Below are 21,748 nucleotides of genomic sequence, written 5' to 3' on the forward strand. Positions count from 1 at the left end.
CAAAATAACAATGGGTTTATCCTAAATCGAAAAGAACAGTAATCATAAAAACCGTCAATTGTCTTGGCGGTTTTTTATTTACTTTTGTGCCATGAAAGACAACCAGCTCATTTATGGCATCCGTGCCGTTTTGGAGGCAATACATGCCGACCAGCCCATTAACAAGATATTCATTCAAAAAGGGTTGAAAGGCGATCTTTTCAAAGAGCTGGAGAGCACTATCCGTAAATCTGGACTCAGCTCCTCCTATGTTCCCATCGAAAAATTGAATAGGATGACCCGTAACAACCATCAAGGTGTTGTGGCCCAAATTTCTCCTGTTCAATTTCAAGATTTTGAAGCGATGGTGGAAAAAGTCCTTTCCGAACAAGAAACGCCGTTCTTTCTGCTATTGGATCAAGTTTCCGATGTACGCAATTTTGGCGCCATTATTCGCACCGCCGAATGTTGCGGTGTACATGGAATCATCGTGCCAAAAAATGGGTCTGCCCCCATCAACGATGACACTGTCAAAACTTCCGCTGGAGCCGTTTTCAACGTACCGATCGCAAAAGTGGACCATCTAAAGGACGCTTTATTTTATCTTCAATCTTCAGGTATTGCCATTACTGCCGCTACCGAAAAAGCCGATGAAGACATCTATGCCATTGCTTTTGATCGGCCAACGGCCATCATCATGGGCTCTGAGGAAAAGGGCATCTCCCCTTCTGTCTTGGGAATGGTAGACCATCAAGTCAAACTTCCCTTATTGGGCAACATAGGTTCTTTAAATGTTTCCGTGGCCTGTGGCGTTTTCTTGTATGAAGTTGTCCGTCAACGTCTAAAACAGCTTTAATCTTCCTCGGATTTCTTAAAATGATACTTGATCTGGATTGGTGGTTCTTCCGGAATTTCTTTGTTTTCTATAAAGTTGCCGTTCTCATCAAAGTGTTGCAGAAAAGGGTCATCCTCCTCCTTGAAATCATCCCTTTCCCAATCGTACTTTCTGACTTCGGGCACTTCCGTCTTTATCAAAAAGGCCAATATCAATCCGGTTATAAAACCTGCCAAATGCCCTTCCCATGAAATTTCCTCCCTCACTGGAAAAATGTACCAGATCATACTTCCATAAATAAAAACTATTACTAATGAAAGTGCTACCAACCTGAAATATTTGGCCAGAATTCCTTTGAAAAAGATAAAGCTAGCCAAAACATAGATAACGCCACTGGCCCCTATATGATAGGATGGTCTTCCTATGGTCCAAGTTAGCAATCCGGATAGCAACACCCCATAAACCAAGACTTTTAGGGCTACCTTTTCATAAAAATAAAAGAGGAAGGCCAGCAAAATGGCCAACGGTATGGTATTGTTATAAAGATGCTCCACGGACCCGTGAATGAACGGGCTCAGCGCCACTCCCCTCAAACCCCACATTTTCCGTGGATATATGCCATAATCGTTCAGGTTGACCCCGGCAGCAACTTCATACCAATATACCGACCAAATGCATAACATGGCCACCAACGGCACCAATACCACACTTATAGGGATTTTGAAAGGTTCAGATGGCTTCATACTTCAATCGAGAATCAAATAACTTACCACAGTATCCAATTTACACAAATTGTCAGTTTTGGTTAAAATCTAGCGCCGATAACAACAACCATCACCTCTAAATTTGTCTTACTTTTATCACCATGAACGAACCTTTGGCAGAACGGATACGGCCTAAAACCTTGGCAGATTACATCAGTCAACAACATTTGGTAGGCGAACATGGCGCATTGACCAACCAGATCAAGAACAGTGTGATCCCTTCCCTGATTTTATGGGGTCCTCCCGGGACGGGAAAAACCACTTTGGCCAATATCATTGCAACAGAAAGCCAACGCCCCTTTTATACGCTGAGTGCCATTAGTAGTGGGGTTAAGGACGTTCGGGAAGTGATTGATAAGGCCAAACAAAGTGGCGGACTCTTCACATCCAAAAACCCCATCCTTTTTATTGATGAAATCCACAGGTTCAGTAAGTCACAACAAGATTCCCTATTGGGAGCCGTGGAAAAAGGTTGGGTGACCTTGATCGGAGCCACAACCGAAAACCCAAGTTTTGAAGTGATTCCCGCATTGCTGTCCCGTTGCCAGGTCTATATTCTTAACCCTTTTGGAAAAGAGGACCTAATTGCCCTTTTGGAACGTGCCATAAAAACGGACAGTGTCCTCAAATCCAAAAAAATCGACCTGCTGGAAACCGAAGCCTTGTTGAGACTTTCTGGTGGAGATGGCCGTAAATTGCTGAATATTTTTGAATTGATCGTAAATTCCGAACCTGGGAATTCTATTGCAATCACCAATGATCTGGTCATGGGCAAGGTACAAAAGAACACCGTTTTGTACGATAAGACCGGGGAGCAACATTACGACATAATTTCTGCTTTCATCAAATCCATTCGGGGAAGCGATCCCAATGCCGCGGTATATTGGTTGGCCCGAATGATCGAAGGTGGTGAGGATGTAAAATTCATTGCACGAAGAATGGTCATCCTGGCTTCGGAGGATATTGGAAATGCCAATCCGACCGCATTAGTGATGGCCAATACCACTTTCCAGGCCGTGAACACCATTGGGCATCCCGAGGCACGCATCATTCTAAGTCAGTGCGCCACCTATCTGGCAAGTTCACCAAAAAGCAATTCAAGTTACATAGCCATTAACGAAGCGCAACAAGTGGTAAGGCAGACCGGAGATCTTTCCGTTCCAATGGCCATAAGAAATGCTCCCACCAAACTCATGAAAGATTTGGGATACGGACAAGGCTACGACTATGCCCACAACCATGAAAACAATTTTGCCGAACAAGAATTTTTACCTGAGGAAATAGCAGGAACCACCTTTTATCATCCCGGAAACAACGCTAGGGAAAAGGCCATGAAAGATTTTTTAAAGATCCGTTGGAAAGATAAATACGATTATTAGAACTTGATGTTCAGCTCCTTTTGGTGCTTGTTCCCGTTTTCCTGATACTCCAAGATCCACTTGCCATCCTTATTGAACACTACAGCATTGTTTCCTTCAAATTGGGTCAAAAAAACATTGTCCATGGATGTGGACTCCAATTTTAGAACTACCTTCGGCGTACTGTCTACCAATTGATACCCATTTTCAATGGGTTGGGCATATAAAAGATCCACGGTAACTGGTTTGGCCCCTTCTGTTGGCAACGATTTGGTAAAGTTAGAAGGTCTTGGCTCCACACTTTTGTATACTTGCTCTTCCGTTGTGGCCTTTTGTTCCACAACTTTATCCTTCTCTTTTTCCACAACCGTTTTTACATCGTCCTTAAAGCTAATAACCACAGGGTCCTTTGGTGTTTCCGTCTGTTTGGGTTGATAGCTATAATCCAAACCTGCAAACGAAACAAAAGCTTGTTGAATGGCTTCCTTGTAGGCACCAGCATATTCTTTTATCTTACTCGTACCTTCCAAAGACCGAAAGACCTCCACATTATGGCAATCCTTTAGGGCAATACTCGTCTTGGTGGTAAACAAGGAAGAGTTATTGATCAAATCGGCTTCAAGACCCAAACATCTATTGGTAATCAAATCGTCAGGAAGCTCATCCTCATACACCGCATTGAAACCATTTTGTACAAAATAGTGCTTGATCAAGGTACTGGTCTGGTATTCATTTTCCTTTTTGAAAATAGAAAAACTTTTGGGCACAATGATGTACTTGTAATCGTTCAATTGGGCCTTCATAGCAGTGCTAAATCCCACTGCAAACAACAAAATATATACAACTTTCAGCTTCATAAGGAAGATAAATCAATTATCGTTCCAAGATATGATATTAATTCCGAACTGTAAAGAAGCATAATGGCTGTCGGCTATGTTGGAATAGCCCAAAAGGTTGTCCCCAAGGATATAAAAATTAACGGGACCTGCTTGAAGATTAAGCCCAAGGCCCATATTGGTCAAGGAATATTTATCGATGGTATAGGTAGTCTTCAATGCCAACACCCTGCCAAATCTTTTTTGATAAAACCCGGTCAAGGCCGCTTGTACCCCCCGTGGCCTTTTCATCATGAACAACTGCCCCCCTACACTGTTTGGATAGTAGTCCCGATTGCCACCTCCTCCCTGTTCGTTCACCCCACATCCGCAATTGTTGAACGGGTTGCCGCCCGCCTCGCCAAAATCGTAACGAATAGACCCATATGCCTTAACCGGCCTAAAGGAAATATAGGACTGTTGGTTTTCGCCATGTGGCAATGCTGCATCAATATCATCAATAAGTTCTTGCCAAAGATCGTTGTTCAAATTATCAATATCCTCGGGCAAGTATACTGAAATACCTTCGGTAGCAGCGCTACCATTGAGGTTATAGTTCCAAACATCCTTGCTATTATAGATAAAACCGACATCCAAAATACTCCCTGTAATGGTAGTCTGTGGGGTTAACTGATAACTAAAACCTGCATCGAACCCAAGTCCTAAATTGCCTCCCAACAATACGCGATTGGTAAAAAGGCTCGTCACATCCTTTTTGGTGGTACCGGTATCCTCTTCAACAATATCATAAAAACCTTTTACGCCAGCGGTCTGCAATTGCATGTCAGCAGCTATAGAGGTCACATAAATATTGTCCTGCCCCACCGTGGTCCTAAAACTACCTGAGTTTTTTATGGACTGAAATTGAAAAATACTGGAATATAATTTGGCCCTGGCCCCAACGGTAAGGGATTCGGTCATCTTTCTATTGATACCAAAATGGAACACGTTGATCATCTCACCGCGAAGGTTCAGATCGCCAAGATCAAAACTTCTACCAATATTGCTGCCACCGTTACCTTCAAAAGCCAAAAGGGCCAAATCCCTTGGCCAATAAACAATGATATCGGTTTCTCCATACATTCCGAAGGAGTAATAGTCATCAGGGCGATTTTTACCCCTAAAACCCACCGTAATTCCTTCAATTTGACTGGTGGTACTGAAATCGTCCTTTCGGGTCATCGCATCCAAAACACGTTCTTGGACCTTTGTGGTGAAATCAATTCCATCGTTGGCAAAGAGGTCGTTCACGGTAACACCACTTGTGGCCCCTTGAACGGACAATCCGGAAATCACCGGAATACCCACATGCCATTTTTCGGAGGTCTTCACCCCTGGGTTGATCATCAAGGACTGTGGAATTTCATAAAAATCGTAGAGCAGTTCCTTGTTCTGCGCACAAAGAACGGAACTTCCGAATAGAAATAGGTATAGAAAATAGAACCGCCCCCTCATTTCAACCTAAATAAAAACTCGGCAGCAGACTTAAATTTGATCTTTGGCTCCGTTTGGGCAGAAACACTGGAAGCATCCCCAAAGTTGAATGCAGTGATTCGAAGGCTTGAGGTATTGGCCAAAATATCCAAACTTTTGCCCCCTGGACCATAGGCCACTTCCCAAATATTGGTTCCCGATGGATCGGCCTCTACATCAAATTGCTCGACATCCAAAGTGTTTCCTGCTTCATCCAAAAACTCGATCGTGATACGCAGTTGCTTACTCGTGGTATTCACAATTTCGTAAGTGATGGTACCTTCAATCAAATGTTCTGCTACATATTGTTCGTTAAAAGCATCAAAATTTACGGTTTGCGAATAAAAGGTAACCAAGGACCCGGCCTCATTGATGGTTTCCTCGTCGGATTCCATATAAAATAGGCCCGTGGCCAAAGTTGGGGTAATGCTCAGGTCTTCAAACTGACTAAAATCCTGGGGCTCTGTGCAGGATTGGGAAAGCAACAACGCTGCAGTGATGCAGAGGAGTAGGTAAAATGATCTTTTCATAGCCAAAAACATTTCCAGTGTCCGTAACGGAGTATACCGCTGTTACTATAACTCTATAAAATGTTTTTTATTTCGATCAGATCGTTAATCATGATGCAGATTTCATGGGTTGTGGCATTGTTGGAATTGTAATGGATCACTTTCATCCCTATTGCCCTTGCCCCTTGTATATCGGCTTCCAGATCGTCCCCGATCATAAGCGTGTTCCTTGGTTGTACCCGAGCCCTTTCCAAGGCGAGTTCAAAAATGCGGGGATGAGGCTTTTTAACCCCAGCCATCTCCGAATTTACCACCTGATCAAAATAATGATGGATGCTGCTTCCCTTTAGTTTACGTTCCTGTACTTCTTGGAACCCATTGGTTATAATATGGAGCTTATATTTGGGCGATAGATATTCCAAGATTTCCACTGCATTCGGCAGCAAATGGGTAAATGTGGACAACTGCTCAATATATTCATGGGCCAATATATTGATAAGTTCGTCGGATATAGGGGCATTAAGGGCATCAAAAGTCTGTCTCAACCGTTGGTACCGAAGTTCCGATTTACCGATCTTGTTTTCGCGGTAAAGGGCCCACATCTGAAAATTGATCGGCGAATAGATTTCCTGGAAAGAAGCAAGATCAACATCCACCTTATTTTCTGCCAATATTTTGGCAAAGGTAAGGGCAGAGTTCTTTTCAAAATCCCACAGGGTATGGTCAAGATCAAAAAAAATGTCCGTAACCTCGTGTTCAAACATAATAACGCTTTAAGAACGATTGATACAGTTCCATCCAGTCCATCCTGTGCTTTCCACCCAAAAGTTCGTTGGAAAATACCATGACAAAATCTCCATTTACCTGTTTCACCGTACGATAGACCCTATCCATTTTCTCAAACACTTCCGAGGGATTCTTGAAACTAACCAAGGCATAATCATGCAATGCAAAGGGATGCACTTTTAACGGTTGCCTTACCTCCATATTGATATCATAAAAATGAAATGGTGTGCAGGTTCCGGCCCTAAAACCAATCTCGTGGGTATAGCCCATGGAAAAATCATCGGTAAACTCGGTTTCAACCAAATTTCGGTACGCGGCAGGCACATTGACCCTGTTGTACCTTAATCTGGAATAGTTGATGGGTCTATGCACAAGATTGGCCAATTGTTTCTTTTCCTCTTTCAATACATTCTTGTCAGTCGAGGAAAGAAAAGAGGTGCTGAGGGATACGATACTGTAATCGGCAATGGATTTGATGAGATATCGAAATTTATTGTTGTTCGGAGAGACATTTTTGTCATGTGCCGAATGCTTAGCAAACTGAAAAAAGAACATGGTCTTGATGGGAAACTTCTTATGTATTTCCACCAACTCATAAAAATTATCGTAAGGATCTTTTTTTAGGCCCAACAATACCGAAATACGGTCCCAAACATAACCGAACTTAAAATTGCCAAGGTCAAGGAACAATCCACCTAAAGTTCGTGCCACTCCCCTCATTTTAAAGGCATGTGATGTGGTAACATTGATGATGGAGGTGAAATTGTACGTCCTTTCCCGATGTTCCAATTTGGGAAAACGTTCCTTTAGAGCCCCCAATAATTTGTAGGCCCAAAGATCCACAACGGGCAACTCCAAAAACTTATACTGATAGGCCAAGCTTTCCTTTACAGGAAACCGTCCCACACTGTCCTTTACATGGGGCAGGTATTCCTCGTATCGACTCAGTAGAAAAAAACTGGCCGAAAAAATATCATACGGTATTGAACTTTTCTCCCCACTCGAAAAAAAGCAGGGAACACCACCCCAATCAGAAACTTTTATCTCTAAATCATTGATTCCTTGTTCGAACAGAAGATCGTTACTACGGATAAAGAATTCATTCTGTAGGGGCTGTTTGGAATAGGTCATTTTAGGGCCATTATGCTTGATGAAATCCTCCACCTTGGTGGCAAAGGTCACCTCCACACCAAGAATTTTTTCAAAAATCTGTTTGGCCGTGTAGGTAAGCCTATTTGTAACCTTATGGGTAAATATCAACAGCATGGGCTATAATATTCCTTTGTCCGCAAAACTGAAATAATCGTGTTGGGCTATAATCAAATGGTCCAGCACCTTTATATCCAAAGCCTCGGAAGCAGTTTTCAATTTTTGGGTAATCTGTTTGTCCGCCGCACTTGGTTTTAGGGTACCCGAGGGGTGGTTGTGTGCCAAAATGATACCCACCGCGCCTAGTTCAAGGGCTTGTTTCAATACCAATCTCACATCTACCAAAGTTCCCGTGATACCGCCTTTGCTCAACTGTGCCTTGTGCACTACCTTGTTGGAATTGTTCAGGTAAATGATCCAGAATTCTTCATGCTGCAGTTCCCCTATCATGGGATACAACAGTTCAAAAACATCATGGCTACCGGTTATCTTGGCAATCTTTTTGGTATCCTCCGCCCTTCTCCTTCTTCCAATTTCCAGTGCCGCGGCTATGGTCACCGCTTTGGCCTCGCCAATACCCTTAAATCGCATCAACTGGTTCACGGAAAGTTTTCCAAGCTCGTTCAGGTTGTGGTCCACCGACGCCAAAATACGTTTGGAAAGTTCTACTGCACTCTCACTTCTGCTTCCCGAACCTATCAAAATGGCTATTAGCTCTGCATCTGACAAAATGGAACTGCCCTTTTGCACCAATTTTTCCCTTGGCCGGTCATCATCTGCCCAATTTTTTATGGAAAAGGAAACTGGTTTTTCTTGCATGGTCTAAAGATAGGAGAATAATTTTATGTATTTTTCAGGATAAACCCTTCCACATGAAATCACTTTTTAATGATGCTGCCCATGCTGAAATTCTAGCTAGGATAGAACTTTTAACGGCAAAATCGGAAGGGCAATGGGGCAAAATGAAGGTGGGACAAATGCTGCACCACTGTCAATTTCCGCTCAAAATAGGGTTGGGAAGGACCAATACCTATAAAAACGCCAATCCCCTATTGAAACTTATGGGCAAAATGTTCAGAAAAACCCTATACAACGACAAGCCTTGGCGACACAACCTTCCTACGGCCAAAGGACTAAAAGTAGTCGAGGAAAAGGATTTTTCAGTGGAGAAGGATAAATTAGTAGCGTTGATCAACGACTTTCACCAAGAAAAAGACAAGACCGAATGGGACCCGCATCCCGTTTTTGGATATTTCACCCCGGAGCAATGGGGCCAGATGCAGTACAAACATCTAGATCATCACTTACGGCAGTTCGGGGTTTAAAACATCCCAGCCAATCTATCAAAATCAAGGCCGCCATAATTACCTGAACTCATCAACAACAGCGTTGAATTTTCAAACTGTTGCGCATATACAAAGTCCTGAAAATCCTTTGCGTCGGTAAAAACCTTAATGTCGGGGCTACCAAAGGCATCCAAAATTTGTTGCGGGGTTACTTCATGCAGCCCCTTGATCTTCAAGGCATCCAACGAGTAAAATACCACTGCCTGATCTGCCTGATCCAAGGTATGGCGGTATTGCGCCAAAAATTCCGGATTTAAACTGCTATAGGTGTGCAACTCCAAACAGGCCAACAGGTTTCGGTTTGGGTATTGTTCTTTAACGGCATTCACTGTTGCCCTGACTTTACTTGGTGCATGGGCAAAATCCTTGTACGCAACACTATTTTTGCCTTCCGCAACTTTCTCCAACCGTTTAGAGGCTCCCTTAAACGTGGAAATGGCCTCATAAAAATCCTCCTCGTCCACACCCATTTGTTGGCAGATCCACTTGGCCCCGGCCAGATTGGTCAAATTGTGCTCGCCAAAAATTTCCAAAGGCATTTCACCTTCTTCGGTTTCGAGCAAGGTCACACCATCTTCCACTCGGTAAGCAGGCACCGAATACGGAAACTTTCGAATCGGGTTTTCGGTAGCCTCCACCAGTTTTTTCACTTCTAGATCATCTTCACAATAGGTAATGCTTCCACCTTTCACTATACTATCCACAAAAATGCGGAATTGCTGCACGTAGCTTTCAAATGTTGGGAACACATTGATATGATCCCAGGCGATACCGCTCAATAATGCAATGTTGGGCTGATATAAGTGGAATTTGGGCCTACGATCAATGGCGGAGGATAGGTATTCATCCCCTTCCAAAACCATAAAATCATTTTCATCCGTTAGGTGAACCATGTCTGTATATCCGTCCAATTGGGCACCGACCATGTAATCCACATCAATACCATGGTACTTGAGCACATGAAGGATCATGGACGTAATGGTCGTTTTCCCATGGCTTCCTGCAATCACTACCCGGGTCTTGAATTTTGATCGCTCATATAAAAATTCAGGGTAGGAATAGATTTTAAGTCCCAATTGATGGGCCTTGAGCAACTCCGGATTATCGGCTTTGGCATGCATGCCCAAGATCACTGCATCCAAACCTTTGCTTATTTTTTCGGGAAACCAACCAAATTCCCTCGGTAACAGTCCTTTGGCCTCCAACCTGCTTTTGGAAGGCTCAAAAATCACGTCATCACTCCCTGTGATCGTAAATCCTTTTTTTTGTAGTGAAAGGGCCAAATTGTGCATGGCACTACCCCCTATGGCAATAAAATGTATGTGCATCAAATTCGAATATGGTTCAAAAATAGCCATTGCCTGACCCAAACCAAACAATGAAACCCCTATTAATTTTTATCTTGGTGGTAAAATTGAGAACAATGAACCTATCGGAAATCGAATCAAAGGAAATTATGCCGGGCTATCATGGAAAATTGGTACATGGTGAACAAATGAGCTGGGCGTTCTGGGAGGTGGAGCTTGGTGCCAAAGTTCCTGAACACCATCATATACACGAACAGATCATGCATGTGGTGGAAGGCACTTTTGAATTCACCCTGGACGGAGTGACAAAAACTTATGGTCCAGGTGATGTCGTTATCATCCCATCCAATGCCCCTCATAGTGGAAAGGCCATCACTGCCTGTAAATTAATGGATATTTTCAGTCCTGTAAGGGAAGAATACAAATAACATGAACATTTCATTAAAAGGAAAAAATGCCCTTGTGGGGGGCAGCAGCAAAGGAATCGGAGAGGCCATTGCCCGGCAATTAGCGGCCAGTGGTGCCAGAGTGACCCTTATGGCCAGAAACGAAATGCGGATGAAGACCATTGTTTCGGAATTGGACACTGAACAGGGCCAACAACATCAATATCTGGTGGTCGATTTTTCAGATTTTGAGAGTTTCAAAACAACCCTGACCAGCTATTTTAAAAAAAATACCGTGGACATTTTGGTGAACAATACCCAAGGACCACAAGCGGGTGGTGCCCTCGAAAAAAATGTGGACGACTATCAAGAGGCGTTCGATCTCCTTTTCAAATCCGTTGTATTAACCACTCAACTGGCGCTTCCCCATATGCAACAACAACATTGGGGGCGCATCATCAATATCGCCTCCATTTCTGTTAAGGAACCTCTGAACTACCTGGCATTATCCAATTCCATTCGGGCGGCTGTAGTTACTTGGGCAAAGAGTTTGGCCTATGATGTTGCCAAAGATGGCATCACAGTGAACAGTACCCTCACTGGCTATTTTGATACTGACCGGATTGCACAACTCAACTCCAAAAAAGCTGAAAAACTCGCAATCTCTCCAGATGAGGTCCGTGCCAACATGGAGGAGCAAGTTCCAACGAAACGAATTGGAAAACCTGATGAGTACGGTTATTTGGTTGCTTTTTTGGCCTCGGACCAAGCAGCATTTATCACTGGAACCAACGTTCCTATTGATGGCGGGTTGTTGAAATCACTTTAAAATGTTTCATTTTCAATAAATTAGGTCGTTTTAAAATTATAGGATGCTTGATTTTTAGGTACATTTATTGTCTAATCCACAAAACAATCACCTATGAATTCAAAAGTTTTTTTGGTTGCCCGTATCCTTTTGGGGCTTTTTGTCATCGTTTTTGGGGCGAACAAACTTTACCCCTTTCTCCCTGCCCCAGAAGAAATGCCAGATGGTTTGATGACTTATTTTACAGCGCTTACCACATCCAAAACCTTGCTTTTGGTAGGATTGGTGGAAGTTGTTTCAGGAATTGCCTTTATCCTTAACAAATATGGAGCACTAATGGCCTTGATCCTGATGAGTGTATCGGTCTGCGCCGTACTCTTCCATATAACCATGGCACCGGACACCATAGCTCCCGCCTTGGCCCTTTTGATCTTGAACATAGTGGTCCTTGTGGGCTACAAAGATCGATACAAGGATATCCTCCGTGCATAATATTTAAAAAGGCCTTCTTAAGAAGGCCTTTTTTATAAACTCATCCGGTCTTTAAAGATGTAGGATTGTCTCCGGGAAACTTCAACCTCTTCCCCATTCGTCAAGGTCAATTTCAACTTGCCATTGAACCAGGGAACTACGCCCTCAACAAAATTCGTGTTGACAATTTGTTGCCGATTGGCACGAAAGAACGATTCATCCGGAAGTTTTTCCTCAATTTGATTGAGCGATTTGTATAAGAGCGGTTTTTCGCTGGCAAAATAGACCCTGGTGTAATTTCCAACAATCTCGAACAAGGCAATGTCCCCTACTTTTACCAACCAGCACGATTCCCCATCCTTAATGAAAATTTGGCTGCCTTCTGTCAGTTTTTTTGCCTGAGTTTGGTTGTTCCTGGTTTCCAATTTGGCCCTTACTTTTTCCAAAGCAATACCGAAGCGTTTTTCACTAACAGGTTTTAAAAGATAATCGAGCGCATTGTACTCGAACGACTTTATGGCGTACTCATCATAGGCGGTGGTAAATACCGTTATGGGCACTTCATCCAACATCTCGAGGAGCTCAAATCCATCTTTTTCGGGCATGTTGATGTCCAAAAACAAGAGGTCGGGCCTTTCCAAATGGATCAGTTCCACACCATCGTCCACATTTTTGGCCTCACCAATAAGGTCAAGGTCCTCATGCAGCTTGATGAGTTCCTTCAATTCATTTCTTGCCAAACGGGAATCTTCCACTATGACCGCTCTTATCTTCATGACATGGGAATTATGATTTTGGCCATCACTTCATCGGAAATCTCCTCCAAGGTAAAGGATGCCTTGTCGGCATATAACAATTTTAAGCGCTGTTTGATGTTTTGCAACCCCAATTGCGTGGAATCCTTGGAAATATTCAACTTACCAGTGTTCCTGACCTCGATCAACAGCCCATCATCCATCCGTTGAATAGTCAATACAATTCTTCCCCCGTTCTTTAGGTTGGCAATACCGTGCTTTGCGGCATTTTCAATCAACAATTGAATCACCATGGGTGGAATTTTCATATCCAAGGTTTCAGGGTCCACTTGTTTAATAAAATCCAAGCGATTCTCAAATTGAATCTTGGATAGGTCTATATAATTATCGACCACCTCCAATTCTTCCCGAACTGGAATATCGTTTACGTTGTTCTTGGTCAGGGAGTACCTCAAAATCTCGGATAGCTTTGTTAGCATTTCCCGGGAACGGTTCACATCCTCCAACATCAACCCGCGGATGTTGTTCAGGCTATTGAACATAAAATGGGGGTTGATCTGTCCTTTCAAGGTATTCAATTGGGCCTGTTTCAGGCTGGTATTAAGTTCCAATCTTTCGATACGCTCTTGATTCAGTTTAAGCAATAATTTGATTACCAAATAAGTAACCATCCAAGCCCCCACTAAAAAGAACGAGTTCAGAATCTGCATCAAAAGATTGTTATACCCTTTGAACATTACTTTTTCTGCCTCGGTCAATACAAATCCAATTTTTATATAGAGATAGCCAAAAGCAATGTTCAAACCAGCAAATATGAAGGCAGTAAGGCAGAGACCAATAAAAATCTTGCCTAGGTCAATCCATTTGAAGTCATCAAAGGATACAAACCTTTTTAAATACCATCTTAACATAGAGGTGGCCGCTATCCCAATGAACATGCCAAAAATAAAGGAGAAAATGGAAAGCTCCACACTGATTTCCTTCGGAACGAGCAGCACAATGGAATTGATAAATCCCCAACCTATAAGTTGGAGGATCCAAAAGGCATATGTTCTTCTTTTTCCGCTTAGTTCCATATAACGCCGGCAATATGTCCAAATTTACGGAATACCGCAAATGGCAAATTATTGCCCATTCTGCTGTTGGTTACTAATTTTGTGCTGTTTTTCTTTTGAAAAGATTACAACAGCATCCTTTGTTTGGCAAAAAGGAGATCCAAACCATGGTCATTCCAGAATAGAAAAATGGAAAATAGGTATTGTAATCCCATCCATCAAATTTTCCGAAGATACCTATGAGACCGCCTATGATACCAACGGCGATGATTACTATTTGCGATGTTCTAAGTTTTTTCATGACTTTTTGTTTTACAGATGGCCTGCCTGATTATAGCAGAATGCTTACTAATACGGCGATAATCAATTTTGCAAGTACGATCATGGCTTTTTGATTTGTGATTGTTTGGCTAAAGTAAAACAAGTCAATTGTCCTGAAACCGGAATTATGACCAATGGTAAATAGGATTACTTGAACGGTAAAAGATGAGAAATGATGAATATTTCGGACATGTAGCTGAATCTTTGCTATTTAGCTTTTGGTGGGAACTTGGAAAACACCTTTTTCACCAAAGCCCTTAAATTGCTTTCCCTGACACTGGGCGAGGCATTCTCCCTATAACCACTCTGGGCGGTGGCTTGCCAGAACAGGGCATCCCTTTGGGCATCCACAAAATCGAATTGAATGTTCCTCTGGATACCGGGACTACCAACAGGTAACCCAAGGGATATGCCACCGCCAACGTTACGTCCTCCTCCACCGATACCAACTCCTACAGAACTGCTAGGGGCCCCTTGGAATTCATTACTTAGGATATTCACAAAGAAGTCAGGCTCTTCGGCCAATCGGTAGCCTCTTATTGACATGGTCGAATCCAAAATGCGTATTAGACGTTTCTCATCCAATTGACTGAGGCCGGTATGCATATCGGAATAGTAGTTATAGGTAGTATAGTTTGACAAGTCAATATCCTTGTCATAGTCATAATTCACTCTTACGGAAGTACAGGAGAGCAACAGGAAAACCAATAAAAAGGAATATACAAAGCGCATAAATGGCAAATCTGATTCCCTTAAAATTAGACAATTAAATGATTGGATAAGGAAAGAAGGGCCTTTATTCGTTCAACAGTGCCCACAGTTTATCTTTCAACGTTTGTATGCCCAAACCACTTACTGAGGAGATGAACATATAGGGAACATCTTTAAAATCCTCCATCATATCCTCGCTCATTTCTTGTATGAGTTCAGCATCCAACATATCACATTTGGAGATCACAACGAATCGGTTTTTATCCAATAACTCCGGATTGTACCGCTCCAATTCTCCTAAAAGGATATTGTATTCTTGACTAATATCCTTGCTATCGGCAGGAATCAAAAACAATAGGGTGGCATTCCGTTCAATATGACGTAAGAAATAGTGGCCCAAACCTTTGCCTTCGGCAGCCCCTTCAATGATGCCCGGGATATCGGCCATCACAAAACTTTGAAAATCGCGATATTCCACAATGCCCAAATTGGGTTTCAGTGTGGTAAACTCGTAATCGGCAATCTTTGGTTTTGCCGAGGTCATGGCAGAAAGCAAGGTAGATTTCCCAGCATTTGGGAATCCCACAAGTCCTACATCGGCCAAAACTTTCAATTCCAAAGTTACTTGGGTGTCCTGACCAGGAATACCAGGTTGCGCATAACGAGGGGTTTGGTTAGTAGCGGTCCTAAAATGCCAGTTTCCACGACCACCCATACCACCTTCCAAAAGAATCCTTTCCTCTTGGTCCCCAGTAATCTCAAAAAGGATATCATTGGTTTCCGTATCGCGTACCACTGTACCCAAGGGTACTTCCATATACACATCGGTACCATCGGCACCCGTACTTCGGCTTTTACCTCCATGTTCCCCATGGCCTGCCTTAAAATGCCTTTGGAACTTGAAGTGATAAAGCGTCCAAAGGTTTTTATTGCCCCGTACTATTACGTGGCCACCACGGCCGCCATCACCACCATCGGGACCTCCCTTGGCCACATATTTTTCACGGTGCAGGTGCGCAGAGCCCTTGCCCCCGTTACCGGAAGAGACATGTACCTTCACATAATCCACAAAATTGCCCTCGGTCATCTTATCGGTTTTAGTTTAAAAGCAAAAGGCCTAAATGGCCATAAGAAATCAATCCAAAGATTCTATCACCTGGCTCAAACGAGTGGTGATCTCATCAATTTCCCCGATTCCGTTCACAGAATGGAACTTGCCCTGCTTTTGGTAGTAGGCTTTAAGAGGTGCCGTCTTTTCGTTGTATTCGTCAAAACGGTTACGGATCTTACTTTCGTCCTGATCATCGGAACGACCGCTTACCTTCCCGCGCTCCAGCAAACGGGCCACCAAAATATCATCATCGGCTTCCAAGGCAATAGTGGCATCTACCCTCATATTCTTGGATTCCAAAAAATTGTCTAATGCTTCGGCCTGGGCAGCAGTACGTGGAAATCCATCAAAAATAAAACCAGCGGCATCCGGATTTTTCTCCACTTCGTCCTTCAGCATGTCTATGGTCACCGCATCGGGAACCAAATCTCCTCTATCGATATAAGATTTGGCCAACTTGCCCAAATCTGTACCGTTTTGGATGTTATAGCGAAAAACATCCCCAGTAGAAATGTGTTTTAGATTATACTTTTCTTTTAAAAACCCGGCCTGGGTACCTTTTCCGGCCCCTGGCTTGCCAAAAAGCACTATGTTGATCATATTAGCTTGATTTAATTGGTAAACTTCCCTCAGGTTCCTGCCCAACTCGTTGTAATCCAGTCCATATCCCACGATAAAATTATCTGGGATGTCCAATCCGATATAATCTATCGGATACTCGCCATTATACACTTCCGATTTATAGAACAGGGCAGCTATCTTGAATTCCTTTACATTGGTATTGGAGAACAGGTGTACCAACTGCTTCAATGTGCGGCCGGTATCCACAACATCCTCCAAAATGATTACGCTCTTTCCCTCCATTTCCTCAGGAACATCCAATAAGGTTTCCACAATTCCTGTGGAGGTGAGTCCCTGGTACGAACTCAATCGCACAAAGGAAACTTCACATGGATGTTGGTAGGCCTTCAAAAAATCGGAAACGAACATAAAGGCACCATTGAGGACCCCTACGAACAAAGGCACCTCATCCTTATAATCCTTGGCGATGTCCTTGGCCATTTTTGCAATGGCATTGAGGATCTGCTCCTCTTTAAGATAAGGTTTAAAAAATTTATCGTGAAGCTTGATCACAGTATTCTCGTTATGGTCAGGTTGGCAAAGATAGCATTTTTACAGGTGGTATAACCTTAGATCTTTCATACCTTCATGGATTTCATGTATTTTTGCTTTCATTCCAATTCGCTGATCAATGCAATTTTTTTCATCCAACTTTAAACTGGGAATCTTAGGAGGAGGACAATTGGGCAAGATGATGCTCTACGAAACCCGTAAATGGGACATTTACACCAAAGTAATGGATGCGGCGGCAGATGCCCCCTGTAAAATTGCATGCAACGAATTTGTTCAGGGCAGTTTGATGGATTACGACGCAGTATACCAATTTGGACAGGATGTGGATGTGCTCACCATTGAAATTGAGAATGTGAACCTTGATGCCTTGGAAAAATTGGAGCATGGGGGCAAAAAGGTATTCCCTCCCACCAAAACGCTTAGAACCATACAGAACAAGGCCACACAAAAGTTGTTCTATACGGATCATGAAATTCCCACGGCTCCCTTTACCCGCTTTGCCTATACCTCAGAAATTGAGGACAGCATTCACAATGGTGGATTGCAATTGCCCTTTGTTTGGAAAAGTGCGCAATTTGGGTACGATGGCCAAGGCGTAAAAGTGGTCCGCAAAATAGAAGATTTACAAGGTCTACCCAATGTGGAATGTATTGCGGAACACATGATCGACTTTAAGAACGAATTGGCGGTGATCGTGGCCCGTAACACCAAAGGTGAAGTGGCTACCTATCCAGTGGTGGAGATGGAATTCCACCCCGAAGCCAATCAAGTGGAATATGTGATCTGCCCAGCCCGAATAGACCCAAAAGTGGCGGAAAAGGCAAAGGAAATAGCCTTGAAAGTTTCGGAACACATGAACCAAATCGGTCTTTTGGCCGTTGAAATGTTCCAGACCCAGGACGATCAAATTTTAGTGAACGAAGTGGCTCCAAGGCCGCATAACAGTGGTCATTATAGTATTGAAGCCAGTTATACCAACCAGTTTGAACAACATATTCGTGCCATTTTGGGATTGCCTTTGGGCAAAACCGATAGCAAGGTGGCAGGTGTTATGGTAAACTTGGTAGGAGCAGAAGGCCATACCGGTGATGTGGTGTACCAAAACATGGAACAGATCTTGAAAATGGAAGGGGTTACCCCACACATTTATGGAAAAAGACAAACCAGGCCTTTCCGAAAAATGGGACATGTCACCATTGTGGACGAGGATATGGCCCGGGCCCGTGAAGTGGCACAAAAAGTAAAGGAAACGATTAAAGTGATAAGTGAATAATATGAGCAAAGTAGCCGTGATCATGGGGAGCACCAGTGACCTTCCAGTTATGCAGGACGCGTTGGATATATTGAAAGAATTTGGGATTGCCGTGGACGTGGACATTGTTTCCGCACACCGCACCCCCGAAAAACTGTTCGATTTTGGCAAAAATGCCCACAAAAATGGGTACAACGTAATCATAGCGGGAGCAGGCGGTGCAGCTCACCTACCTGGGATGGTCGCATCCTTGTCACCTCTACCCGTAATTGGTGTGCCCATAAAGAGCAGTAATTCCATTGATGGATGGGATTCGGTACTATCCATACTTCAGATGCCAGGTGGAGTACCAGTGGCTACGGTAGCACTGAACGGTGCCAAAAATGCCGGTATTTTGGCCGCACAGATCATCGGCAGTTCCGATAGCCAAGTTTTGGCGAAAATGGAAGCCTACAAAGAATCACTGAAGGAAAAAGTGATCAAAGGAGCAGAAGAGGTCAGGAAAAAATCCTAATATCAAGGATGGCATGAGCTATAATCAAATTGGCATATTGTTGGCCATTGGAGTCATTGCCTTTGTTGGGATCACTTGGAAAAAAGTAAGCAACCCCTACCTAAAAAGTTTATGGAGAACTGCACTTTTGGTATTTACCCTCTATGCTGCACTGTTGATCTATATTGAAATCCATTGGCAATTTATAGAAGAGTACGCTAGTAAATATGACCTTAACGGCAATGGATTTGTAGATCTGAACGAGTATTCCGAAGAAGCCATTGCCGCCATGAACAAAAAAACCAATGGAAAGAACATCAGAATCTTAGCCCCAGCCACCATGGCCGCTTTGGCATCGATCATCGGATTTGCCTATTTGATATCCGACCTATTTGTGATTCGTTTGAAGAGTCAGGAAAATAGCAATGAAATTGAAACCACATGAGCCCCAATAGTATAGGAATCTTGATAGGAATTTGTGGTTTGATGGTTATTTTTCTAACCAAAAACAAAGCGAATACTCTCTTTACCAAAAAATTATGGCATACTTCATTGATCCTTTTCTTGTCATACACTATATTATTGCTATTTGTTGAAATTCGATGGGAATACCTTCAGTACTATGCGAGCCGTTTTGATTTGAACCAAGACGGAACCTTGGATTGGAACGAATCAACAGATGAGGCACTTAATGCTTTGCAAAAAGCATCACACGATACTGCTCGGAATTTTGCTTTTCTGACCACGGCTTTGTTTTCAACTTTAATAGCTACTCTTTTTTTTATTGCAAATCATTTATTTTCTAAAAAATCTAAAAATCCAAGCATCTAACATGTCCAACAATAAAAATCCCTTATTGGAGCCTTTTGACCAAGCTCCCTTTTCAAAAATAAAGAACGATCATTTTAAACCAGCCTTTCTTCAGGCTATGGACGATGCCCGGAAAGAAATTGACGAAATTGTAGCCAATCCAGAACCTCCAACTTTCAGCAATACATTGGAGGCCCTTGATTTTGTAGGACAGCAATTGGACCGCATTTCCAGTATTTTTTTCAACCTTAATTCTGCGGAAACCAATGAGGAAATTCAAAAAATAGCCCAGGAAGTTTCTCCCTTATTATCCGAATTCAGTAATGACATTACGTTGAATCAAGGTCTTTTTGAGCGCATCAAAACCGTTTATGAGCAAAGGAAAAGTCTGGATTTGACACCGGAACAGTACACCCTTTTGGACAAGAAATACAAAAGTTTCAGCAGAAATGGGGCCAATCTGAACGAACCGGACAAGAAACGCCTTCGGGAAATTGATACGGAACTTTCCAAATTAAAACTGAAATTCGGTGAAAATGTATTGGCCGAAACCAACAAATATGAACTTCTTATCACCAATGAGGAAGACCTGAAAGGACTGCCAGAAGGCACTGTGGAAGCCGCGGCACATTTGGCAGAGTCCAAAGGAAAAAAAGGTTGGCTTATCACCCTGGAGTATCCTAGCTATATTCCGTTTATGAAATATGCGGAGAACAGGGAACTGCGTAAAAAATTGGCCATCGCCTTTGGCAGCAAGGGATTCCATAATGATGAACTGGACAACCAACAAAATGTATTGAGGATTGTGAACCTCAGGTTTCAACGTGCCAACTTGTTGGGATATGCGACCCATGCCGATTTTGTTTTGGAAGAACGCATGGCCGAAACCCCAACCAAAGTTTTGGAATTCCTGAATGAACTATTGACCAAGGCAAAACCAGCCGCCGAAAGGGAATACACCGAGTTGGAAAACTACGCAAAGGAATTGGACGGCATCGATCGTTTGGAGAAATGGGACAGTGCTTTTTATTCTGAAAAGTTGAAGCAGAAATTGTTCAACTTGGATGATGAGAAACTAAAACCCTATTTCAAGCTGGAAAATGTGATCAAGGGCGTGTTTTTGGTGGCCGAAAAATTGTTCGGTCTTCAGTTCAAAGAAGTTTCAACTATTGAAAAATACCATCCTGAAGTGAAGACCTACGAGGTTTATGATGATACCAACAACTTCATTTCGCTTTTCTATGCCGATTTTCATCCAAGAACCGGTAAGCGCGATGGGGCTTGGATGACTTCTTTCAAATCACAATACACCTTGAACGGAAAGAACAGTAGACCACATATTTCAAACGTGTGCAACTTCACCCGTTCCACCAGTACCAAACCTTCCTTGCTTACTTTTAACGAGGTAACGACCTTGTTCCATGAATTTGGACATGGGCTTCATGGTATGTTGGCCAATACCACCTATCCGAGTCTGTCCGGCACATCGGTTTATTGGGACTTTGTGGAACTGCCCAGCCAGGTAATGGAAAATTGGTGTTATGAAAAAGAGGCATTGGAGCTTTTTGCATTTCATTACGAAACCGGCGAATTGATCCCCATGGAATTGGTTGAAAAAATCAAGGAATCTGCCAACTTCCAAGAAGGATTGGCAACGGTTCGCCAATTGAGCTTTGGCTTTTTGGACATGGCCTGGCACGGGAAGGATCCTTCCAATGTAAAAGATGTAAAAGCATATGAGACAGAAGCCTTCATAAGCACCAACCTGTTCCCTGAAACGCCAGAAACCTGCATGAGCACTTCATTTTCCCATATTTTCCAAGGTGGTTATTCCTCTGGATACTACAGTTACAAATGGTCCGAGGTATTGGATGCTGATGCGTTTGCCTATTTTAAGGAGCATGGTATTTTCAACAGGGAAATTGCAGACAAGTTCAGGGAACATGTGCTCTCCAAAGGAGGTACGGAAAACCCCATGGAACTATACAAAAGGTTCAGGGGAGCCGAACCTAACATTGATGCATTATTGGAAAGAGCGGGATTGTTGAAAAGTTGACTCC

General features: G+C 42.9%; 25 protein-coding genes. 11 read left to right on the forward strand and 14 right to left on the reverse strand.

Annotated elements, in window-relative coordinates; translation table 11 throughout:
• Positions 1 to 91: 91 nt before the first annotated feature.
• Positions 92 to 835, forward strand: coding sequence for a 23S rRNA (guanosine(2251)-2'-O)-methyltransferase RlmB (gene rlmB, locus GTK07_RS10280; RefSeq protein WP_163635152.1), 744 nt, complete (start codon positions 92 to 94; stop codon positions 833 to 835).
• On the opposite strand, the gene GTK07_RS10285 is transcribed toward rlmB, so the two are convergent.
• On the reverse strand, positions 832 to 1,557 hold the full coding sequence (locus GTK07_RS10285; protein ID WP_163635153.1) for a rhomboid family intramembrane serine protease: 726 nt from the start codon (positions 1,555 to 1,557) through the stop codon (positions 832 to 834). The two genes, rlmB and GTK07_RS10285, sit on opposite strands and share 4 nt — an antisense overlap.
• Positions 1,558 to 1,679: 122 nt before the next feature.
• Here GTK07_RS10285 and GTK07_RS10290 point away from each other — a divergent pair, with 122 nt between their 5' ends.
• Positions 1,680 to 2,957, forward strand: a complete 1,278-nt coding sequence (locus GTK07_RS10290) for a replication-associated recombination protein A (RefSeq protein ID WP_163635154.1) — start codon at positions 1,680 to 1,682, stop codon at positions 2,955 to 2,957.
• On the opposite strand, the gene GTK07_RS10295 is transcribed toward GTK07_RS10290, so the two are convergent.
• From GTK07_RS10295 to radC, 6 genes are read right to left on the reverse strand one after another with little or no spacing between them, the layout of a single operon-like run.
• Positions 2,954 to 3,793 carry a hypothetical protein gene (locus GTK07_RS10295; protein ID WP_163635155.1) on the reverse strand — a complete coding sequence of 280 codons (840 nt, stop codon included), beginning with the start codon at positions 3,791 to 3,793 and terminating at the stop codon, positions 2,954 to 2,956. The two genes, GTK07_RS10290 and GTK07_RS10295, sit on opposite strands and share 4 nt — an antisense overlap.
• A gap of 12 nt (positions 3,794 to 3,805) precedes the next feature.
• Complete coding sequence (locus GTK07_RS10300; RefSeq protein WP_163635156.1) at positions 3,806 to 5,266, reverse strand: DUF5723 family protein; 1,461 nt, start codon at positions 5,264 to 5,266, stop codon at positions 3,806 to 3,808.
• Positions 5,263 to 5,814, reverse strand: coding sequence for a hypothetical protein (locus tag GTK07_RS10305; RefSeq protein WP_163635157.1), 552 nt, complete (start codon positions 5,812 to 5,814; stop codon positions 5,263 to 5,265). Before GTK07_RS10305 ends, GTK07_RS10300 begins: the two co-directional genes overlap by 4 nt.
• 53 nt (positions 5,815 to 5,867) lie before the next feature.
• Positions 5,868 to 6,557 carry a YjjG family noncanonical pyrimidine nucleotidase gene (locus GTK07_RS10310; RefSeq protein ID WP_163635158.1) on the reverse strand — a complete coding sequence of 230 codons (690 nt, stop codon included), beginning with the start codon at positions 6,555 to 6,557 and terminating at the stop codon, positions 5,868 to 5,870.
• On the reverse strand, positions 6,550 to 7,845 hold the full coding sequence (locus GTK07_RS10315; protein WP_163635159.1) for a polysaccharide deacetylase family protein: 1,296 nt from the start codon (positions 7,843 to 7,845) through the stop codon (positions 6,550 to 6,552). The genes GTK07_RS10310 and GTK07_RS10315 overlap by 8 nt, the downstream gene beginning before the upstream one ends.
• A gap of 3 nt (positions 7,846 to 7,848) precedes the next feature.
• On the reverse strand, positions 7,849 to 8,547 hold the full coding sequence (radC, locus tag GTK07_RS10320; protein ID WP_163635160.1) for a RadC family protein: 699 nt from the start codon (positions 8,545 to 8,547) through the stop codon (positions 7,849 to 7,851).
• A 53-nt stretch (positions 8,548 to 8,600) separates the two neighbouring features.
• On the opposite strand from radC, the gene GTK07_RS10325 reads away from it, so the two are divergent.
• Positions 8,601 to 9,053, forward strand: coding sequence for a DUF1569 domain-containing protein (locus tag GTK07_RS10325; RefSeq protein WP_163635161.1), 453 nt, complete (start codon positions 8,601 to 8,603; stop codon positions 9,051 to 9,053).
• On the opposite strand, the gene GTK07_RS10330 is transcribed toward GTK07_RS10325, so the two are convergent.
• Positions 9,050 to 10,402 carry a UDP-N-acetylmuramate--L-alanine ligase gene (locus GTK07_RS10330; RefSeq protein ID WP_163635162.1) on the reverse strand — a complete coding sequence of 451 codons (1,353 nt, stop codon included), beginning with the start codon at positions 10,400 to 10,402 and terminating at the stop codon, positions 9,050 to 9,052. The two genes, GTK07_RS10325 and GTK07_RS10330, sit on opposite strands and share 4 nt — an antisense overlap.
• Positions 10,403 to 10,497: 95 nt before the next feature.
• Between GTK07_RS10330 and GTK07_RS10335 the strand changes: the two genes are divergently transcribed.
• The 3 genes from GTK07_RS10335 to GTK07_RS10345 all read left to right on the forward strand — a co-directional run bounded on the left by GTK07_RS10335 (position 10,498) and on the right by GTK07_RS10345 (position 12,067).
• Positions 10,498 to 10,809 carry a cupin domain-containing protein gene (locus GTK07_RS10335; RefSeq protein WP_163635163.1) on the forward strand — a complete coding sequence of 104 codons (312 nt, stop codon included), beginning with the start codon at positions 10,498 to 10,500 and terminating at the stop codon, positions 10,807 to 10,809.
• 1 nt (position 10,810) lies between these two features.
• On the forward strand, positions 10,811 to 11,596 hold the full coding sequence (locus tag GTK07_RS10340; protein WP_163635164.1) for an SDR family oxidoreductase: 786 nt from the start codon (positions 10,811 to 10,813) through the stop codon (positions 11,594 to 11,596).
• A 93-nt stretch (positions 11,597 to 11,689) separates the two neighbouring features.
• On the forward strand, positions 11,690 to 12,067 hold the full coding sequence (locus GTK07_RS10345; protein WP_163635165.1) for a DoxX family membrane protein: 378 nt from the start codon (positions 11,690 to 11,692) through the stop codon (positions 12,065 to 12,067).
• A gap of 32 nt (positions 12,068 to 12,099) precedes the next feature.
• Here GTK07_RS10345 and GTK07_RS10350 read toward each other — a convergent pair whose 3' ends face one another.
• The 6 genes from GTK07_RS10350 to GTK07_RS10375 all read right to left on the reverse strand — a co-directional run bounded on the left by GTK07_RS10350 (position 12,100) and on the right by GTK07_RS10375 (position 17,133).
• Positions 12,100 to 12,822, reverse strand: a complete 723-nt coding sequence (locus tag GTK07_RS10350; RefSeq protein WP_163635166.1) for a LytR/AlgR family response regulator transcription factor — start codon at positions 12,820 to 12,822, stop codon at positions 12,100 to 12,102.
• On the reverse strand, positions 12,819 to 13,877 hold the full coding sequence (locus GTK07_RS10355) for a sensor histidine kinase (RefSeq protein WP_163635167.1): 1,059 nt from the start codon (positions 13,875 to 13,877) through the stop codon (positions 12,819 to 12,821). The genes GTK07_RS10350 and GTK07_RS10355 overlap by 4 nt, the downstream gene beginning before the upstream one ends.
• Before the next feature lie 73 nt (positions 13,878 to 13,950).
• Positions 13,951 to 14,157, reverse strand: coding sequence for a hypothetical protein (locus tag GTK07_RS10360; RefSeq protein ID WP_163635168.1), 207 nt, complete (start codon positions 14,155 to 14,157; stop codon positions 13,951 to 13,953).
• Between the two features lie 227 nt (positions 14,158 to 14,384).
• Positions 14,385 to 14,909 carry a DUF4136 domain-containing protein gene (locus GTK07_RS10365; RefSeq protein WP_163635169.1) on the reverse strand — a complete coding sequence of 175 codons (525 nt, stop codon included), beginning with the start codon at positions 14,907 to 14,909 and terminating at the stop codon, positions 14,385 to 14,387.
• Positions 14,910 to 14,973: 64 nt separating this feature from the next.
• Complete coding sequence (gene obgE, locus GTK07_RS10370) at positions 14,974 to 15,975, reverse strand: GTPase ObgE (protein WP_163635170.1); 1,002 nt, start codon at positions 15,973 to 15,975, stop codon at positions 14,974 to 14,976.
• A 48-nt stretch (positions 15,976 to 16,023) separates the two neighbouring features.
• Positions 16,024 to 17,133 (reverse strand): adenylate kinase, encoded by a 1,110-nt coding sequence (locus GTK07_RS10375; protein WP_163635171.1) that lies wholly within the window; start codon positions 17,131 to 17,133, stop codon positions 16,024 to 16,026.
• A 118-nt stretch (positions 17,134 to 17,251) separates the two neighbouring features.
• Between GTK07_RS10375 and GTK07_RS10380 the strand changes: the two genes are divergently transcribed.
• From GTK07_RS10380 to GTK07_RS10400, 5 genes are read left to right on the forward strand one after another with little or no spacing between them, the layout of a single operon-like run.
• Positions 17,252 to 18,406, forward strand: coding sequence for a 5-(carboxyamino)imidazole ribonucleotide synthase (locus GTK07_RS10380; RefSeq protein WP_163635172.1), 1,155 nt, complete (start codon positions 17,252 to 17,254; stop codon positions 18,404 to 18,406).
• 1 nt (position 18,407) lies between these two features.
• On the forward strand, positions 18,408 to 18,899 hold the full coding sequence (gene purE, locus GTK07_RS10385; protein ID WP_163635173.1) for a 5-(carboxyamino)imidazole ribonucleotide mutase: 492 nt from the start codon (positions 18,408 to 18,410) through the stop codon (positions 18,897 to 18,899).
• A 13-nt stretch (positions 18,900 to 18,912) separates the two neighbouring features.
• On the forward strand, positions 18,913 to 19,323 hold the full coding sequence (locus GTK07_RS10390) for a hypothetical protein (protein ID WP_163635174.1): 411 nt from the start codon (positions 18,913 to 18,915) through the stop codon (positions 19,321 to 19,323).
• Complete coding sequence (locus GTK07_RS10395) at positions 19,320 to 19,709, forward strand: hypothetical protein (RefSeq protein WP_163635175.1); 390 nt, start codon at positions 19,320 to 19,322, stop codon at positions 19,707 to 19,709. The genes GTK07_RS10390 and GTK07_RS10395 overlap by 4 nt, the downstream gene beginning before the upstream one ends.
• A 1-nt stretch (position 19,710) precedes the next feature.
• On the forward strand, positions 19,711 to 21,744 hold the full coding sequence (locus GTK07_RS10400) for a M3 family metallopeptidase (RefSeq protein WP_163635176.1): 2,034 nt from the start codon (positions 19,711 to 19,713) through the stop codon (positions 21,742 to 21,744).
• Positions 21,745 to 21,748 lie beyond the last annotated feature (4 nt).

It is taken from the genome of Flagellimonas sediminis (assembly GCF_010500845.1).
Taxonomy (GTDB): domain Bacteria; phylum Bacteroidota; class Bacteroidia; order Flavobacteriales; family Flavobacteriaceae; genus Flagellimonas; species Flagellimonas sediminis.

Coding starts and splice junctions, on each gene's coding strand:
- GTK07_RS10350 (WP_163635166.1), bottom strand. CDS start 12,822: ATGAAGATAAGAGCGGTCATAGTGGAAGATTCCCGTTTGGCAAGAAAT.
- GTK07_RS10400 (WP_163635176.1), top strand. CDS start 19,711: ATGTCCAACAATAAAAATCCCTTATTGGAGCCTTTTGACCAAGCTCCC.
- rlmB (WP_163635152.1), top strand. CDS start 92: ATGAAAGACAACCAGCTCATTTATGGCATCCGTGCCGTTTTGGAGGCA.
- GTK07_RS10380 (WP_163635172.1), top strand. CDS start 17,252: ATGCAATTTTTTTCATCCAACTTTAAACTGGGAATCTTAGGAGGAGGA.
- purE (WP_163635173.1), top strand. CDS start 18,408: ATGAGCAAAGTAGCCGTGATCATGGGGAGCACCAGTGACCTTCCAGTT.
- GTK07_RS10295 (WP_163635155.1), bottom strand. CDS start 3,793: ATGAAGCTGAAAGTTGTATATATTTTGTTGTTTGCAGTGGGATTTAGC.
- GTK07_RS10360 (WP_163635168.1), bottom strand. CDS start 14,157: ATGAAAAAACTTAGAACATCGCAAATAGTAATCATCGCCGTTGGTATC.
- GTK07_RS10345 (WP_163635165.1), top strand. CDS start 11,690: ATGAATTCAAAAGTTTTTTTGGTTGCCCGTATCCTTTTGGGGCTTTTT.
- GTK07_RS10310 (WP_163635158.1), bottom strand. CDS start 6,557: ATGTTTGAACACGAGGTTACGGACATTTTTTTTGATCTTGACCATACC.
- GTK07_RS10335 (WP_163635163.1), top strand. CDS start 10,498: ATGAACCTATCGGAAATCGAATCAAAGGAAATTATGCCGGGCTATCAT.
- GTK07_RS10325 (WP_163635161.1), top strand. CDS start 8,601: ATGAAATCACTTTTTAATGATGCTGCCCATGCTGAAATTCTAGCTAGG.
- GTK07_RS10285 (WP_163635153.1), bottom strand. CDS start 1,557: ATGAAGCCATCTGAACCTTTCAAAATCCCTATAAGTGTGGTATTGGTG.
- GTK07_RS10290 (WP_163635154.1), top strand. CDS start 1,680: ATGAACGAACCTTTGGCAGAACGGATACGGCCTAAAACCTTGGCAGAT.
- obgE (WP_163635170.1), bottom strand. CDS start 15,975: ATGACCGAGGGCAATTTTGTGGATTATGTGAAGGTACATGTCTCTTCC.
- GTK07_RS10365 (WP_163635169.1), bottom strand. CDS start 14,909: ATGCGCTTTGTATATTCCTTTTTATTGGTTTTCCTGTTGCTCTCCTGT.
- GTK07_RS10330 (WP_163635162.1), bottom strand. CDS start 10,402: ATGCACATACATTTTATTGCCATAGGGGGTAGTGCCATGCACAATTTG.
- GTK07_RS10315 (WP_163635159.1), bottom strand. CDS start 7,845: ATGCTGTTGATATTTACCCATAAGGTTACAAATAGGCTTACCTACACG.
- GTK07_RS10300 (WP_163635156.1), bottom strand. CDS start 5,266: ATGAGGGGGCGGTTCTATTTTCTATACCTATTTCTATTCGGAAGTTCC.
- GTK07_RS10340 (WP_163635164.1), top strand. CDS start 10,811: ATGAACATTTCATTAAAAGGAAAAAATGCCCTTGTGGGGGGCAGCAGC.
- radC (WP_163635160.1), bottom strand. CDS start 8,547: ATGCAAGAAAAACCAGTTTCCTTTTCCATAAAAAATTGGGCAGATGAT.
- GTK07_RS10305 (WP_163635157.1), bottom strand. CDS start 5,814: ATGAAAAGATCATTTTACCTACTCCTCTGCATCACTGCAGCGTTGTTG.
- GTK07_RS10390 (WP_163635174.1), top strand. CDS start 18,913: ATGAGCTATAATCAAATTGGCATATTGTTGGCCATTGGAGTCATTGCC.
- GTK07_RS10355 (WP_163635167.1), bottom strand. CDS start 13,877: ATGGAACTAAGCGGAAAAAGAAGAACATATGCCTTTTGGATCCTCCAA.
- GTK07_RS10395 (WP_163635175.1), top strand. CDS start 19,320: ATGAGCCCCAATAGTATAGGAATCTTGATAGGAATTTGTGGTTTGATG.